Raw genomic sequence first — 14,397 nt, 5'->3', positions numbered from 1 at the left:
AGAGGCATGGATGTTCATCTCGTCAATCAGGCGAATGACACGGCGTATCGCAAGGCTCGAATTTTGAGTCGGGCACTAAGGATTATCCTCTAATCAAATTTTCTGGAGCCGCGTTTTCGGAGGTCTGCAGGACTTTCGCGAATGCTGAAAGACGGCTGTCAGGAGCGGACTAATATCATGTCCGTCAGAATAAAGAGAAGATCATCATGCCGGCGAACACTATAAGCAGCACGATGTAAAACGGACGAAATAGATAGAAACGCTGCCAATTCGTGAGGCCGAGAGCATTGATGTAAACGCGCTCATCAAGCTTCAGATTGTCCGCGCCGCTATCGACGGAAAAATCACCGCCGTTACTCTTATTAAATCGGTACTCCTTGATCTGCGCGACAATTTGGTGAGCCGCCAGAAGAATGACCGCCACAAACGCGGCTGAAAAAATCAAGAATTCCAATAATAGCATAACTCGAAAACGCCTCTTTAATTCGCAGGGCAGGGATAAATAGCAGCCAGCGCCTCAATCACCAATGTAGATGCTCTCCTTTTAAGACGCTCCGGCGTGACGCTTCGAAGATGCGTGTATACGCGATCTGTCAGCTCATGGGGGAGAACCGATCCGGCCCCACACCAGTCCGTCCCGCTGGTAGCATCAGCCACCCCAGCTATATAAGCACTACCACGAGCGCCCGACGTTATACGACCAGCCTCACTCTGCAGAGCGCCATCATCGAACTTTCCTTCGAGCGCTTTGACCAACTCAGTCCCGTTGATGATCCAGTCGCGGGCCTGATCGTTGTCAGATTCTGCCGATGCAACATTGATGGCCAAACCTATCGACAGTATAGCCGCCGGAAAAGTTGTCCGCAATTGGTACGCTGCTGTCATCTTCCGCTCCGTTGATCTGGCGGCACCGGCGCTGCTCGAACGCAGGCGGTTATCGACGTGAATGACCCAATGCACGCTGGAACGGGCAACATCAGATCGTGTATCGCTCATAGGCTTCGAGCAGAAACTGCTTGCCTTTCTCGGTCAAGCGCGACGCGTCAACGAATGCGGAAAACGAGTCGGCCTGATCCCGCATATTGTCGAAATGGGCGATCATCTCCTTGCTCCCGAACACAACGTGGAAACGCTCGCCAGCGGGCAGCCAAACAAAAAGCGGGCTTGGTGAGAACTCCAGAATGACGTCCTCATGGAAAACTTGAAAAAGACTGTCCCATGCGCAAACCGGATCGCTGCTGGTGGTTTTCTCCGGCTGCTTGCCGAACTCGGCATGATAAATAAAGACGGATCCTCCGAGGTTTCCCGCAATCCTTGCCAGGGCAAGGAACGCGGCCCTATCGAGAACATCAGGGAATACCCGAGATTCGAGCCCGCGTGCCAGAAGGAATGCAGGGCGCAGAAGGCGCATTTCATCGAGCGCATCATCAAACAGCGTATCCACTATATTGCACCATACATCTTTGACAGCGTTTATCGCAATACTCCCGCAGACCCTCTCAAAACTCCGGGCGCCTGACAATCTCATTTCGATCTTCACGTGATCTATGGATCTGCTTCAATCATTCTCGAAGCATTCAGCGCGATTAGCGCAGCTGTTACTTGACCGCACCATTGAGATAGAGGTCTTCACCTCGCTGCAGCGGCGTGAAAATGAAGTCGTCTTTTCTGAGAAAGCGGTTGAACCAACTTAAAAGATCATCTTTGGTCGACGAGTTGCGATATCCGATCAGCTTGACGGCCAGGGGAGCACTAAAGGCTATGTCAAAGGCGGTAGCGAACTGGGTGGTGCCTGAAAGCTGAACCGAAAACATGCCACCACCGTCGTGACGGATGGAAATTTCCGCACGAGCGAAAAACTCATCGCTGTAGGTGGTGATAAGACCTGGGGCTTCCCACCAATCTTCACTCGTCAAAGCGTTTCGAGTTCCTTCTCCCTGGAAGTCGGCCCGGATTTCCTGGAGGCTGCGATAGTCACGGTTCTCGAAACGCTTCAAAGGTATTTTGAGCCACTGTGTATCCAGACCCGGGTTCAACCACTGGGAGACGTCATCCTCGGGGTCATTGTTGGGATCGAAGAAGAATTTCGGAGATTTCACTTCTAAATCCAAGACGACGTAGTCATCCAGCTGCTGACCAGGCCAAGATCCACTTGAGGCCCGCAAGGTAATGCGTGGCTCTTCGACTGGAAGGTCGAGCGGATAGCTCTGATAAACAAGCTTAAAATGTCCCATGCGGTTCCCCGGTCTGAAAAATCAATGTGGATTCCTTAAGATAGCGGCTGATGGTTATACTTTACTATGTCACATCTTTCTGCAACAGATCGCTCGCAATTACTGCTTCTGCCGGAAGCAGTCGATGATTATGTGGGACCTGACAACTTGGTCCGCTTCATCGAGGACATCGTTGACGACCTCGATCTCAAGGCTGCCGGATTCGTGCGGGTTGTCAGCTTGAAGTGCTTAGGCCCCTCTCCACCCCATAATTGTCGTTAGCAGCAAGAAAAAGCGGAACGACCGCTTTGGAAAGCTTGAGAATGCTAAGCTAATGTCCGGAATAAGACGCTTAACGGTCCAACAGCTTCCGACCCCCATTTCGGTCATCCCGTCGCCAATGGTCGATACCTCATACTTGCCGTTCGCGGTGTGGTCAGTTTGCACCGATTTTGGCAAGCCCGGTTTGAAGTTGGCAGATAATCTCACCGAGTTGACCTGAAGTTAGGAGACCCGGGCCGAGCGGGCCAGACTTGTTCTCGCCAACAGGCGGAAGCTGCAAAAGTGCAGCCTGCACTTCCGCCGTAACCTGTCCGAGTTGCCAAGCAATCTCTTTGTCGGCGGCTTCGGCCTGATCTGAGGCGGCTAGGCTGGCCGCTTTCACGGCGTATGCAGCGGCCCCCAAGGCGTATGCGCCCATGTGGCAGATTGCCGATGCTTGACCATCCAGAATGGCCCCCATCTGCGCGGCGGCTGCAGTCCGAGCATTTCAGCCTGAAACAGGGCAGAGCCGTGTGCGTCTTGTGTCGCCAGGATCGTGTGGTTGAATTCGATTCTCATCAGTGCTCTCCCATCCCGAAGCTTACCCGCTGTGCCCCGACCCGCCTGAGCGTCGAGGCCACCACGAGCACGGCAATCACTGCCGTGCCCGCGACGATGTAGGCGGCTGAATCCCAGCCGAACCGATCCAGTGCGCCGCCGATGGCTGTCGGACCAAGAATCTGTCCGAGATTGCTGCCTTGAATGATCAGACCCAGAACGACCGGAACCAACCTTGCCGCTGGCGCCACGAGTGGCGCGGAGGACAGCAGGATCGCCGGGATCACACCGCCGACAGTCGAGAACAACAGGCACAGGCCGAAGGCCGCACCGTCCGGCAGAACAGGGAGAAAGATCCCGAAGCTGGCCAGTCCCATGACGAGGCATGCCGCGATCAGGAGCGCCGGGCGGCTAAAGCCCCTGGAGAGGAGCAGGCCCGCCGTCAGATTGCCGATGACGTTCACGGCCGAGGCCAGTGCACTGAGCAGTCCGGCCGTCTGGTGCGTCACCTGTAACCGCTCCATCAGCAGCACCGGCAGGAAGCTGAAGACCGCGAAGAACATCATGCTGTAGAGCGCAATGGTGATCGCCAGCCCCACAGCGCTACGGTCGCGTGCCACGGTCATGCTGTCGCGGCGCAAGCCGTTCCAGGACATGATCTGGCCTTGCCCGCCAGCGGAAATGACAAGTGGAACAGCGATGCAGATGGCCAGCGCCAGCGCCCCGCTTGCCCACCACATCCTCTGCCAGTCCTCGAAGAACGGCCCCACCAGCATCGCCACCGCCATGCCGACTGGCATGAAGCAGCTCCAGAGGGCGAAGGCCAGATCACTATCAGCTGGTCGCGTAACCTCCTGGAGCAATGAGGGCGCCGCGACCGTCACCAACAGGAAACCCGCCCCTTCGAAATGCGGCCACAAAACAGGCTGGGCAGTCCCGGTATCGCTGCGCCAAGCGCCGCGCCGACTGTCGTTACCAGGAGCCCGATGATGAGGATGCGTCTCGCACCGAAACGCGCAACAAACGCCCCGGTCGGAATGCCGCCGACAAGGCCGATGAGCGCAAATATTCCAGTCAGCCAGCCGATCGCCGTCAGCCCGATTCCGAAATCATTCTGCAACAGGGGCGCTGCAATCGCCGCCTTGCCAACCTGCAAGGCGGCTGCAATTCCGCTGCCAACGATGACGAACACGGCGGTCCAGTGCGTGGACACTGCTTTCGTTGTTGATGGCGTGTCCATCACGAGCCCCTTGCCGCGTGCCCGGCCACGAGGGTGGCCGCGATCCCGGCGACATGCCGTCCCTGGAAGCGCGCGCCCTCCAGCTCGTTTTCACTGACCTCGCGATGCCCTCCCAATCCATCATCGGCCAGCGTCGATGCACCATAGGGCGAGCAGCCGGTGATTTCGTCCATCCGCATCTGGCCCTTGAAGCTGTAAGGCAGGCCGACAATGATCATGCCGAGGTGGAACAGAACGGTCTGGGTGGACAAGATCGTTGTTTCCTGCCCGCCATGCTGGCTGCCGGTTGAGGTGAAGACGCTGCCGACTTTTCCGACCAGCTTGTCCTCGAACCAGAGGCCACCGGTCTGGTCGAGAAAGTTCTTCATCTGCGATGCCATATTGCCGAAACGGGTCGGCGTTCCGATGATGATGGCATCGTAATCCGCAAGCTCGGCCACCGTTGCGACGGGCGCGGACTGGTCGACCTTGTATCCGGACTTCGCAGCAACCGCTTCGGGAACAAGCTCAGGCACCCGCCTGATCGCCACCGTCACACCCGCCTCACGCGCGCCATCAGCCACGGCCGAAGCCATCGTCTCGACGTGACCATAAGAGGAATAGTAAAGCACCAGCACCTTCGTCATCTCGTCGACCTCGCGCGTTGATTTCATTGAGCGGAAGGTTGCATCAAATGGATGAGCGAAATAAGTGATATAAAAATGATATAGTTGATCATGAGGAAAGATCATGCTGGATGCCCTTACGCTTGATCAGATCCGGACTTTCGTAACCATTGCCGACAGCGGCAGCTTCCGCGCTGCAGCCCAGAAGCTTTCGCGCGTCCAGTCGGGCGTCAGCGCCACCATCGCCAACCTTGAGGCCGCGCTTGGCGTGGAACTGTTCGACCGTTCCGGCTACAAGCCGGCCTTGACACCGCAGGGGCAGGTATTGCTCGGCAACGCACGCGACATCATTCTGCGCGTGGACGTATTGCGCGCCCAGGCGCGCGGTTTTGCGCATGGCGTCGAGACGGAACTCGCGATTTCTGTCGATACGCTCTTTCCCATGCACGAGGTCGCACGCGCGATCTCACGAATGCGACACGATTACCCTGCCGTTGCCGTCCGTGTATGGTCGGAGGCTATGGGCGGTCCGCTCGATGCGCTCAGGAAGAGCCGTTGTGCGCTTGCGGTAATGGTGGGTGAAGATTTCCGCGACCCCCGTATCAAATTCGAGCCGCTGATATCCATCAGCCAGGTCGCGGTCGTCGCTTCAAGCCATCCGCTGGCCCACCGCCATGCGGGCCGACCACTGGAGCTGATGGATGTTGCCGATCATCTCCAGATCGTTCTGACCGACCCGTCCGACATATCAGCAGGCCGGGATTTCGGGGTGGTTTCGTCACAGACCTGCCGCGTCAACACGCAGGATACCAAACATCACCTCATCCTGGAGGGCGCGGGCTGGGGGCGGCTCCCCCATTGGCTCGTTGAGAGGGACCTGGAACAGGGAACGCTCGTGCGACTCAATGTCAACGCCATCGGTCGCAATGGCGAGATCACGTCTGGTGCCTATCTTGCCCACCGCCGGGACGAGGCATTGGGACCTGCAGCGCAGAAACTTGCCGATCTACTGATCAGCCATGAAACGGGTGTCGTCTTCTAGTCGAGCCAGGCGATCGCGACGTTACTTCCCCTTGAGTTATTACTGGTTCGCGGACGTTTACCGTCAGGCATCGCCCCGCCTCAAGGGCTGCCTGAGAGTTCCGAACGGTCAGCGAGTTCCAGTCCCAACCACTTTATTCCAGTTGAGCCGTTGGCCGAAGAACAGTGCGTCCAACAGAACAATCCAACGGCGGATACGTACCTCTGGATCACATAGCTGAACTCATCCGTCTGATGTGCTGCTTCGCTGATGCCGTGACTCAGGAAAACCGAGCCGTATCAGCCCTTCAAAGTGTCCATTTCATGCAACTGGCCGTGCCGCACGTTTACATGTTCGAAGAACCTGAACCGTTCCTGAGGATCAGGACATCTCCGCCGAACCGATGATCCTCGTTCCTGTGCGATGACCAAGCGCGGCTTCGAGCAGAGCCTCCGCGATCCTTGTAGCGGGATTGATCTGCCAAGCCTTGGGGAGGACGGGGCCGAAAAGTTTTAGCAAGCGTAGCCACATGCTCGCCGGCACGCCGTTCGGCCCGGTCGCCGCCAATCAGCCCCGGTCGCACGAGGGTCAGTGACGGAAAGTCCAGCATAGCCAGATCCGCTTCCAGTTCGCCCTTCACCCGCGAATAGAAGAAGGGCGAATTGCGGTTGGCGCCCATGGCGGAGACGACAGCCAAGCGCGGCGTACCATGCGCCTGGCAAGCCGGGCGACGGCAAGGGGGTAGTCGTGATCGACTTCGCGAAACGCTTCACGTGAACCTGCCTTCGCGATCGTCGTCCCGAGTGTGTACACGGCCGCGTCGGCCTGCCACCAGTCGGCATCCTTTGGTAGGTCGTCGTCAGCAATTGGCGCGCTTCTATCGAAGCGGCAAATGGCGCTTAGCGAAAGTCATAAGCGGACCGACTGTTCACAGGCGTCCGCCAAACTTGTCCCAAAGGCCGGATTGAAGGCGCAAAGCGGACGCAACATCTTCTCCGCAATCAGGGCAGTGAGTAACAGGGATGACTTCTATTGCTCATAAACATATGATATTGAGAGCGATAGAAACGGATGTTATCGCTCATGCCCTGGAACTGGACACAGCCTGATTGGCCGCATTTTCGCTATGACTCGTCCGCGCTCGCGGCACTGGAACAGCGATTTCTGCTCTCCTCCGGCGAAGTCATTGGCGCTGTGCGTCACATCGATCCCGACGACCGCGACCGGTTGCGCATAGAACTCTTAAGTGACGAAGCGATCAAGACGAGCGCGATCGAAGGCGAAACATTGGACCGCTTGAGCGTTCAGTCATCACTGCGGCGACAACTCGGCCTGGACACGGACCGGCGTTCGGTGCAACCACGTGAACACGGGATCGCAGAAATGACGGTCGACGTTTATGGCACCTATGCCCTGCCGCTTGATGACGCCACTTTGTTTCGGTGGCATACCATGTTGATGGCAGGCAGCCGACATTTGGAGAGTATTGGTGCTTATCGCAGCCATTCCGACGCTATGCAGATCGTCTCTGGCCAGTTGGACCGTCCGACGATTCATTTCGAGGCGCCGCCATCAGCGCAGGTACCAGAGGAAATGCACCAGTTCATATCGTGGTTCAACGCAAGCGCTCTTAATGGCAGTATACCCCTCCCCGCGCTTACCCGCGCCGGACTTAGCCATTTGTGGTTCGAAAGCATCCATCCGTTCGAGGACGGCAATGGGCGGCTTGGTCGCGCACTGGCCGAGAAAGCGCTCGCCCAATCGCTTGGGCAGCCGAGCCTGATTATGCTCAGTTTTACCATCGAACAGCAACGGAAGGCCTATTACGATCAGCTGGAAATCCATCAGCGAACCCTCGATGTCACTAAATGGTTGGTGTGGTTTTCCCAAACTGTGCTGACGGCTCAACAAACGACGCTGGATCGCGTCGCCTTCTACATCGCCAAGGCGCATTTTTACGACCGGTTCAGGGGAACGTTCAATCCCCGTCAGGAGAAAGTCATTGCGCGTCTGTTCGAGGCAGGACCGGAGGGTTTTATCGGTGGCCTCAGTGCCGACAACTATCTGGCCATAACAAAGACCTCACGCGCAACCGCCACCCGCGATTTGCAGGATCTGGTCGACAAGGGCGCATTGACGCGCAGTGGTCAGCTTCGATTCACCCGATATGCGTTGAACTGGCGAGCGCATTAATCAAGTCAAGCTATTGGAAACGTATGACTATTATTGCTATATGAAACTGAATTATTCTTTTGCTTTTGTTACATCGACGGCATTCTCCTACGCATATAACCATTGATAAGTATAGGTTATCGAAGCTTATTGATTTGAAGCCGCAAATCAGCGAAAGTCATGGCCAATACGCCGCTGAAAGCCCGCTTTCAGGCCAATCAGGGAGTTTTGACCCGTGACCACATCGCCCGTTTCCGCCATCGAACGGCGCGCCGAAACACTCGATACGATTGCCGCCGTCTTGCCGATGAACCGGCGCGACATGCTGGCCGGCATTTTGACCGATGAGGATGTCGAAACGCTGCGCCATCTGGTCAATGAAGCCATGGGCGAAAACACGTTGCGTGCGCTCACCTCGGATCTGGCCTATCTCGAAGCCTGGGCGATGGCCGCTATCGGTAGCCCTTCCCTTCCCGGCGCCTGAAGCCCTGCTCCCGAAATTCGTCGCGCATCACTTGTGGCGGCCGCAGCAGCGCGAGATCGAACCTGATCACGGTATGCCAGCTGGTGTAGAAGCAGAATTGCGCAGCCATGGCTTTCTGCGCGCGTCGGGACTGCATGCACCAGCAACGGTGCGCCGTCGTATCGTAATTGGTTGACAGACATTGTGAAAGTCAGGCCAAGTCCAGCCGTAAAGGGCGATTGCGTGGCGCCTTGCGGCACGTCCAGTCACATCGTCTCTTAGGATGCGTCAACGACAAACATGCGTGCCTGCTGCGCAACATGTCGTTCCGCTTTTATCGGTGCATATTGCTCGGAATCGTAGAAGGAGAGCGCTTGAGCAAGAGTGGGAAATTCGAAGACGCCGGCCAGCGGCAGAGGCTGGTCTTCCCCCTCCAGTACCTCTGCAACACGGCCAAAATACAATATGCGGCCTCCGGCGTCTTGCAGAGCCGCTTGAAAACGCGGCGCAAGCGCTGCTTGCTTCTCCGTATCAAGTATACGCAAATTGATGTGCACATAGGCTGGCATAGGCTTCGCTCCGTTGTTGCGATAAAGAATCATGTATATACAGTATTTAGATAATCGCGACTTGTCGAGAGACCAATATGAAAAAACTGGATCCGGATCTTCTGAAGGAAATTGCTGCGCGGTGCCCTGCCTTTCAGGCCCGTGCAACAGCGCGCGCACTGACACGCTTTTACAGCGCCTGTTTCAAATCTGTCGACTTGACGGCCGAGCAATTCAGTCTGCTTGCCGGCATCGGCGCCACAGAAGGCGTTACGGTCATTGGTCTCGCTCTTGATGCTGATATTGATGCAACGACGATCAGTCGTAATCTTCAAAACCTGGAGGCACGCGGGCTGGTCCAAGCTGAGGGCGGACGCGGGCGGTCAGGAAAACGTCTTCGCCTGACAAAAACCGGTCGTGTACTGATGATTGAGGCAACCGGTATCTGGCGCTCGACCATGGAGCAGCTAGTTTCACAAATTGGAGAAACAGCGATAGAATCGGCCAATGATACTTTTCACGAACTAGCGACGGCTGCAAAAGCGGCCCTGCAAAAGAGGGGAAGTCATGAATAGCGTGGTCGAACGGCGCGCAGAGACGTTGGACACGATTGCCGCCGTTTTGCCGATGAACCGGCGCGACATGCTAGCCGAGGTTCTGACTGATGAGGACGTCGAGACGCTGCGCCATCTGGTCAATGAAGGCATGGGCGAAAACACGCTGCGCGCCTTGACCTCGGATCTGGCCTATCTTGAAGCCTGGTCGAAGGCCGCAACCGGTAGCCCCCTCCCCTTCCCGGCGCCGGAAGCCCTGCTCCTGAAATTCGTCGCCCATCACTTATGGCGGCCGCAGCAACGTGAGATCGAACCTGATCACGGCATGCCAGCCGACGTGGAAGGGGAATTGCGCCCACAAGGCTTTCTGCGCGTGTCGGGACCGCATGCGCCAGCAACGGTGCGCCAGCGTCTCGCCAACTGGTCAACGCTGACCCGCTGGCGGGGGCTGGAAGGGTCGTTTTCATCGCCTTCCGTCAAATCGGCCATCCGGCTTGCGGTGCGCGCTCTGAACAGGCCGCGCAGCCCCAAGAGTACCAATACGATTACCGGCGATATTCTGGGCAAGCTGCTGGCAACCTGTTCCGGCGACGATCTAACCGCTTTGCGGGATCGTGCTATCCTGATGGTAGCCTTTGCCTCAGGCGGGCGTCGTCGCAGCGAAATCGCTGGCTTGCGCGTGGAACAGCTTGTCAAACAGGTGCCTGTCACCGATGAGGACGGCCTTCCCCTCCCCTCGCTCGGTATCCACCTCGGTCGCACCAAAACCAGTGGTGCCGATCACGATGAAATCGTCTATCTGACCGGACGGCCCGTCGAAGCCCTCACCCGCTGGCTGGAAGCAGCTAAGATCGACAAGGGCAGCGGGTTTCGAAAAGTCGATCGCTGGGGCAATGTGTCCACGCGAGCGCTCGAACCCAGCGCCGTCAACCAGATCGTCAAACAACGAGCGCAAAAGGCAGGGCTGGATGCCACAGAGTTCTCCGCCCACGGCCTGCGTTCCGGCTATCTCACCGAGGCAGCCAATCGTGGCATTCCGCTCCCTGAAGCCATGGAACAATCGCGCCATCGCTCCGTGCAGCAAGCGTCCGACTATTACAACAATGCCAAGCGGCGTAGAGGGCGAGCATCCAGGCTGCTTTAAAGCTCGCCACCGTCATCGGTTCATTTTGAACCGATGACACAAATGCACCATCGGTCTCCATGGTTGGATGTAACTTGCTGGCTTTCAGTGCGCGCAGTATTTCTGATGGACGCGGCGGCAACGGTTCTCGCAATGACTGGAACGTTTTGGCCCTTACATTTTCGAAACCGATCGCACTCGTTTGTGCGACAGTTCACGCAGGCTGTAGTCATGGTCTTGGCCAGCTAGCTGGACTGACGCTGATCGGTCTTCACCCCGGCGATGATCGAGCTGAAGCGAATGATGTTCTCAACATCGGCGATTACATTCCTGCAGGCTTGATACCCGTTGCAACAGGCTTCGTCATCGACAAGGCGGGGCCTACGGCTGCGACCTTGTTAGCCATAATTCTCTCGGCTATCGCCATAGCGGGAGCATGAACGGTCGCACGATGGCTTACAGACGAATAGCCGTTGGGCACCTGTCCAATCGAAAGCCGACCAATTTCTCGATTGAGCATGATAAATGACGACTTGCCTCTTGACTTAGAGTACACTCTAACAATTAGCTTCTTCTGCGTCGTGACGAAAGAAGGGCTCCGATGAAGATTGGCGAGTTGGCGAAGCGCTCAGGACTGTCGGCCTATACCATCCGTTATTATGAACGGATCGGCCTGCTACCTTTTGCTGACAGAGATCAATCAGGCCAGCGTGATTACGACGCATCGATCCTGACCTGGATAGAATTTCTGGACCGTCTTAAAATGACAGGAATGCCTATTCGGGAAATGCTGCACTATGCAGCCTTGCGGGAGCGTGGCGTCGGCACAGAAGCTGAACGCGGTGCGTTGCTTGAACAGCATCGCCACCGTGTCCATGCACATGTGGCGAAACTGCAAGCCTGCCTTGTCGTCCTCGATACCAAGATTGCCGGATATGCTGGCAACGAACAGAGGATGAATGACTATGACGCATCAACTCCCGAATCCCGACGAAAGCCGTCTGGAACGCGGCAAGCGCGCGCTCGCTGAAATCGATGGCCAGGCTGGCCACAATGTCATTGCCGCTTTGGCTGACATTGCGCCGGACTTTGCAGATTACGTTTTCGAGTTCTCGTTTGGTGATATTTACAGCCGCCCCGGGCTTGATTTGCGCTCCCGCGAGATCGCCACCATTGCAGCGCTGACTGCGGTGGGAACGGCCACCCCACAACTGAAAGTTCATATCGAAGCGGGGTTAAATGTCGGACTGACCAAGAATGAAATCACCGAGATCATGATGCAGATGGCCGTCTATGCAGGTTTTCCTGCGGCGCTCAATGGGCTGTTTGCGGCCAAGGAAGTGTTTTCTGCCCGGTTCTCCGTCGAAAAGGGGGAAGCAGCACGATGACCCATCTACGTTCATTAGCAGTGGTCAGCGTTCTCGCCTTCGCTCCCATTGCCGACTTTCCAACCTTGATTACAACCGCCGCATACGCAAATCCCACTACACCTGAAAAGCTCTGGGATGGGTTCAACGCCCCGACCGGAATAGCTGTCCATTCCGACGGGACAGTCTACGTATCCAACTGGGGCGATAGCACGGTTGAGCGGATTGCCGCGGATGGGACGCGCTCGGCCGTTTTGAAAGGCGTCCCCTCTCCTGCCGGGATTGCTATCGATGCGGAAGGAACCGTATTCGTCTCTTCCTACTCTGGAGATTATATCGTTCGCATCAACCCAGACGGAAGTCATACACGCATTGCCGAGAACCTGGCCACTCCAACTGGAATTGCTTTTTCTGCCGAAGGCCGGTTGCTCGTTGCAAACCGTGCCGCAGGCGAAATTCTCTCAATCGATCCGTCGAACGGATTGGCCCGCGTCGTCGCCCGCTCTTTGTCACTACCCGTTGGCGTGACCGAGATGGCAGACGGCAGCCTGGTAACTTCACAATATGGCGGGCGAGTAACACGCATCCTTCCAGATGGCTCCATGCAGGAATTGGGAGAGAGTTTTTCTCGGCCGGGCGTAGGCATACTATCCGATGGGCCCGATGCTGTTTTTGTTATCGACAACGGGGCAGCTCTGGTCCGGAGGGTTTCTTTCAACGGCCGCTCCGAAGTGGTCGTAGAGGGGTTTGAAGGAAGCGCCGTGGCGCTTGGCCGTGCCACGAATGGTGATCTTCTGGTTGGCACCTGGGGAACAGGAGCTGTCTATCGAACGCCAATTTCCCGATAACGAAAGTCTGCGTCGGCTGGGCAACAAGCCGCGCAAATCCAAATTGCGGAGCAGGCTCATGCGATACAGGAAGTCCGCTCCGCTTCTCGCAGGCTGCATTCCACACCTTCGTCGGTAGAAAGCAGGATAAGGGGAACACCGATTTGGAAAACGAGAGAATGCTCCGGTAATGACTGAAATTGGGCGCATTATCCACCGACGGCTAAGAGGCCCGAAGCGGTCAGTTCGGTTTCAGTTACAGCCCAAGAGATTGCCGACCCGGAGCATGAATGGCATCTATGGCCGTTTCCAACCCCATGCCAGCCGTCAAGTTCATGGTGAGACTTTGCTGAAAGCTGCCCTTTGGAGCATGTTGCGCTCATTAACGATTCGGGCGATATTTGGTGCTACCGACAACATGGGGTAGGTTCACTGATGCCCGACGGACCGGTCAAGGGCCCGGCCTCCTACTTCCCTTCAATTGAAAGAAGTACGGCCGTCCCGTCATCCATTGGCAGGAGTTGGTACGTAAGGGTCTCCCGTCAAAGCACAAGAATCTCGTCGCAATGCTGAAGAACGAACATGGAATGGGACACGGGCACGCCAACGCAGTTGTAGAACACACATTGGCGCAGGACACAAAAGTAACGTGACGACGGCGGTCAAATGGCTCGCCGTCGCTTGGTCTACGAGCCGTATTATTTGGAGGTTGCATGACAAACACTTTTCCACACGGTACTGTTCACGAGGCACGAGAGGATCTTCGGGCTGCCCTGCTATCGGATCCGAATGTTTTCGTGCTGTGGGAAAGGCTAACACCGCTCGGACGGAATGAATTCATCTGCTGGGTGGATGATGCGAAACAGCCAAAGACGCGCCAGCGTCGTATTGAGCGAACCTGTGATGAACTGTTAGAGGGCAAGAAACGCCCATGCTGTTGGGGGGGCTGCGTTCATCGCACTGACAAAGCGCCAAGCCGATGGCAGCAGGCAGTCTTGATTGATCAGCAGGGGAAGAACAGGCCGTAGACCTGAGAGCGAATGTCGCGTTGTCATTACTTCCTGCTGTTTGGTTGCGGAACGTCATTGGGATAAGTTATGAGGGGCCATTGTAGAAAATGCCTGGCGTTTTGAACCCATGATGACCGAGGGCCTTTGAGATGATGCAAATCCACCCTCAGGCACGAACGACCCCAGCAGTACGAGCAGAGATCGCCCGATCAACGGAGCCGGCAAGTGTCATCGCCAGACGCTATGGCATCAGTGATCAGACAGTGCGCAAATGGCGCAAGCGGGGAGAGCATGCTGTCCAGGATCGCTCGAGCCGTCCAAAACGTTTGCCATGGCGCGTAACGGAGGAAGAGTATGCCATCATCGTTGCGCGACGTGAAGGCTCGTATGCGCGGACTGTTTACGCAGGAGCGCGTTGCAGCCTCTGCGAACCTT

The 14,397-nt window shown here is 56.6% G+C and carries 21 protein-coding genes and 2 pseudogenes; 12 read left to right on the top strand and 11 right to left on the bottom strand.

The window, feature by feature from the left end:
• Positions 1-184: 184 nt before the first annotated feature.
• The 9 genes from HWD97_RS23150 to wrbA all read right to left on the bottom strand — a co-directional run bounded on the left by HWD97_RS23150 (position 185) and on the right by wrbA (position 4,898).
• On the bottom strand, positions 185-445 hold the full coding sequence (locus HWD97_RS23150) for a hypothetical protein (RefSeq protein WP_371835710.1): 261 nt from the start codon (positions 443-445) through the stop codon (positions 185-187).
• Positions 446-480: 35 nt separating this feature from the next.
• Positions 481-885: a Rap1a/Tai family immunity protein gene (locus tag HWD97_RS23145; RefSeq protein WP_167836131.1), complete on the bottom strand. Its 405-nt coding sequence runs from the start codon at positions 883-885 to the stop codon at positions 481-483.
• Between the two features lie 91 nt (positions 886-976).
• Entirely contained in the window at positions 977-1,444 is a 468-nt protein-coding gene (locus tag HWD97_RS23140) for a hypothetical protein (RefSeq protein WP_100557343.1), read from the bottom strand.
• Positions 1,445-1,598: 154 nt separating this feature from the next.
• Positions 1,599-2,234 carry a hypothetical protein gene (locus HWD97_RS23135; RefSeq protein ID WP_285541309.1) on the bottom strand — a complete coding sequence of 212 codons (636 nt, stop codon included), beginning with the start codon at positions 2,232-2,234 and terminating at the stop codon, positions 1,599-1,601.
• Between the two features lie 415 nt (positions 2,235-2,649).
• Complete coding sequence (locus tag HWD97_RS23130) at positions 2,650-2,913, bottom strand: hypothetical protein (protein WP_371835709.1); 264 nt, start codon at positions 2,911-2,913, stop codon at positions 2,650-2,652.
• Positions 2,874-3,053 (bottom strand): hypothetical protein, encoded by a 180-nt coding sequence (locus HWD97_RS23125; RefSeq protein WP_100556840.1) that lies wholly within the window; start codon positions 3,051-3,053, stop codon positions 2,874-2,876. Before HWD97_RS23125 ends, HWD97_RS23130 begins: the two co-directional genes overlap by 40 nt.
• Entirely contained in the window at positions 3,053-3,916 is an 864-nt protein-coding gene (locus HWD97_RS23120; RefSeq protein WP_371835711.1) for an MFS transporter, read from the bottom strand. Before HWD97_RS23120 ends, HWD97_RS23125 begins: the two co-directional genes overlap by 1 nt.
• Positions 3,913-4,272, bottom strand: coding sequence for an MFS transporter (locus HWD97_RS23115; RefSeq protein WP_371835708.1), 360 nt, complete (start codon positions 4,270-4,272; stop codon positions 3,913-3,915). Before HWD97_RS23115 ends, HWD97_RS23120 begins: the two co-directional genes overlap by 4 nt.
• Positions 4,272-4,898 (bottom strand): NAD(P)H:quinone oxidoreductase, encoded by a 627-nt coding sequence (gene wrbA, locus HWD97_RS23110; RefSeq protein ID WP_063881646.1) that lies wholly within the window; start codon positions 4,896-4,898, stop codon positions 4,272-4,274. The genes HWD97_RS23115 and wrbA overlap by 1 nt, the downstream gene beginning before the upstream one ends.
• Before the next feature lie 103 nt (positions 4,899-5,001).
• Between wrbA and HWD97_RS23105 the strand changes: the two genes are divergently transcribed.
• On the top strand, positions 5,002-5,919 hold the full coding sequence (locus HWD97_RS23105; protein ID WP_063881613.1) for a LysR family transcriptional regulator: 918 nt from the start codon (positions 5,002-5,004) through the stop codon (positions 5,917-5,919).
• A 325-nt stretch (positions 5,920-6,244) separates the two neighbouring features.
• Here HWD97_RS23105 and HWD97_RS23100 read toward each other — a convergent pair whose 3' ends face one another.
• Positions 6,245-6,595 (bottom strand): hypothetical protein, encoded by a 351-nt coding sequence (locus tag HWD97_RS23100; protein ID WP_124915751.1) that lies wholly within the window; start codon positions 6,593-6,595, stop codon positions 6,245-6,247.
• A 386-nt stretch (positions 6,596-6,981) separates the two neighbouring features.
• Here HWD97_RS23100 and HWD97_RS23095 point away from each other — a divergent pair, with 386 nt between their 5' ends.
• Together HWD97_RS23095 and HWD97_RS23090 are read left to right on the top strand one after the other, a co-directional pair.
• Positions 6,982-8,091 (top strand): Fic family protein, encoded by a 1,110-nt coding sequence (locus HWD97_RS23095; RefSeq protein ID WP_109366462.1) that lies wholly within the window; start codon positions 6,982-6,984, stop codon positions 8,089-8,091.
• Between the two features lie 286 nt (positions 8,092-8,377).
• Positions 8,378-8,717: pseudogene (locus HWD97_RS23090) on the top strand (integrase); the annotation flags it as partial.
• Positions 8,718-8,811: 94 nt separating this feature from the next.
• On the opposite strand, the gene HWD97_RS23085 reads toward HWD97_RS23090, so the two are convergent.
• Entirely contained in the window at positions 8,812-9,102 is a 291-nt protein-coding gene (locus tag HWD97_RS23085) for a DUF1330 domain-containing protein (RefSeq protein ID WP_109366372.1), read from the bottom strand.
• A 77-nt stretch (positions 9,103-9,179) separates the two neighbouring features.
• Between HWD97_RS23085 and HWD97_RS23080 the strand changes: the two genes are divergently transcribed.
• From HWD97_RS23080 to HWD97_RS23040, 9 genes and pseudogenes are all read left to right on the top strand, one after another.
• The gene (locus HWD97_RS23080) at positions 9,180-9,656 is read left to right on the top strand and encodes a MarR family winged helix-turn-helix transcriptional regulator (RefSeq protein WP_109366373.1); all 477 of its coding nucleotides are present in this window, start codon (positions 9,180-9,182) and stop codon (positions 9,654-9,656) included.
• A complete protein-coding gene (locus tag HWD97_RS23075) occupies positions 9,649-10,779 on the top strand; it encodes a site-specific integrase (RefSeq protein WP_109366374.1) in 1,131 nt (376 codons plus the stop codon). The genes HWD97_RS23080 and HWD97_RS23075 overlap by 8 nt, the downstream gene beginning before the upstream one ends.
• 74 nt (positions 10,780-10,853) lie before the next feature.
• The gene (locus HWD97_RS23070) at positions 10,854-11,198 is read left to right on the top strand and encodes a hypothetical protein (RefSeq protein WP_109366375.1); all 345 of its coding nucleotides are present in this window, start codon (positions 10,854-10,856) and stop codon (positions 11,196-11,198) included.
• Between the two features lie 161 nt (positions 11,199-11,359).
• The gene (locus HWD97_RS23065) at positions 11,360-11,788 is read left to right on the top strand and encodes a MerR family transcriptional regulator (RefSeq protein WP_121539128.1); all 429 of its coding nucleotides are present in this window, start codon (positions 11,360-11,362) and stop codon (positions 11,786-11,788) included.
• Positions 11,724-12,146 (top strand): carboxymuconolactone decarboxylase family protein, encoded by a 423-nt coding sequence (locus HWD97_RS23060; protein WP_121539127.1) that lies wholly within the window; start codon positions 11,724-11,726, stop codon positions 12,144-12,146. Before HWD97_RS23065 ends, HWD97_RS23060 begins: the two co-directional genes overlap by 65 nt.
• Complete coding sequence (locus tag HWD97_RS23055) at positions 12,143-12,973, top strand: serine/threonine protein kinase (RefSeq protein ID WP_109366378.1); 831 nt, start codon at positions 12,143-12,145, stop codon at positions 12,971-12,973. The genes HWD97_RS23060 and HWD97_RS23055 overlap by 4 nt, the downstream gene beginning before the upstream one ends.
• A 414-nt stretch (positions 12,974-13,387) precedes the next feature.
• Positions 13,388-13,605, top strand: a pseudogene (locus HWD97_RS23050) (DUF4287 domain-containing protein).
• A 60-nt stretch (positions 13,606-13,665) separates the two neighbouring features.
• Entirely contained in the window at positions 13,666-13,980 is a 315-nt protein-coding gene (locus tag HWD97_RS23045) for a YdeI/OmpD-associated family protein (protein WP_109366379.1), read from the top strand.
• A 131-nt stretch (positions 13,981-14,111) separates the two neighbouring features.
• A partial coding sequence (locus HWD97_RS23040; protein WP_371835707.1) for a helix-turn-helix domain-containing protein occupies positions 14,112-14,397 on the top strand: 286 nt, incomplete at its 3' end.

The organism is Ochrobactrum sp. C6C9, from assembly GCF_022627935.1.
GTDB classification, from domain to species: Bacteria; Pseudomonadota; Alphaproteobacteria; order Rhizobiales; family Rhizobiaceae; genus Brucella; species Brucella teleogrylli.
Note: the sequence above shows the minus strand (reverse complement) of the source record. Positions and strands in the feature narration are given on the sequence as shown.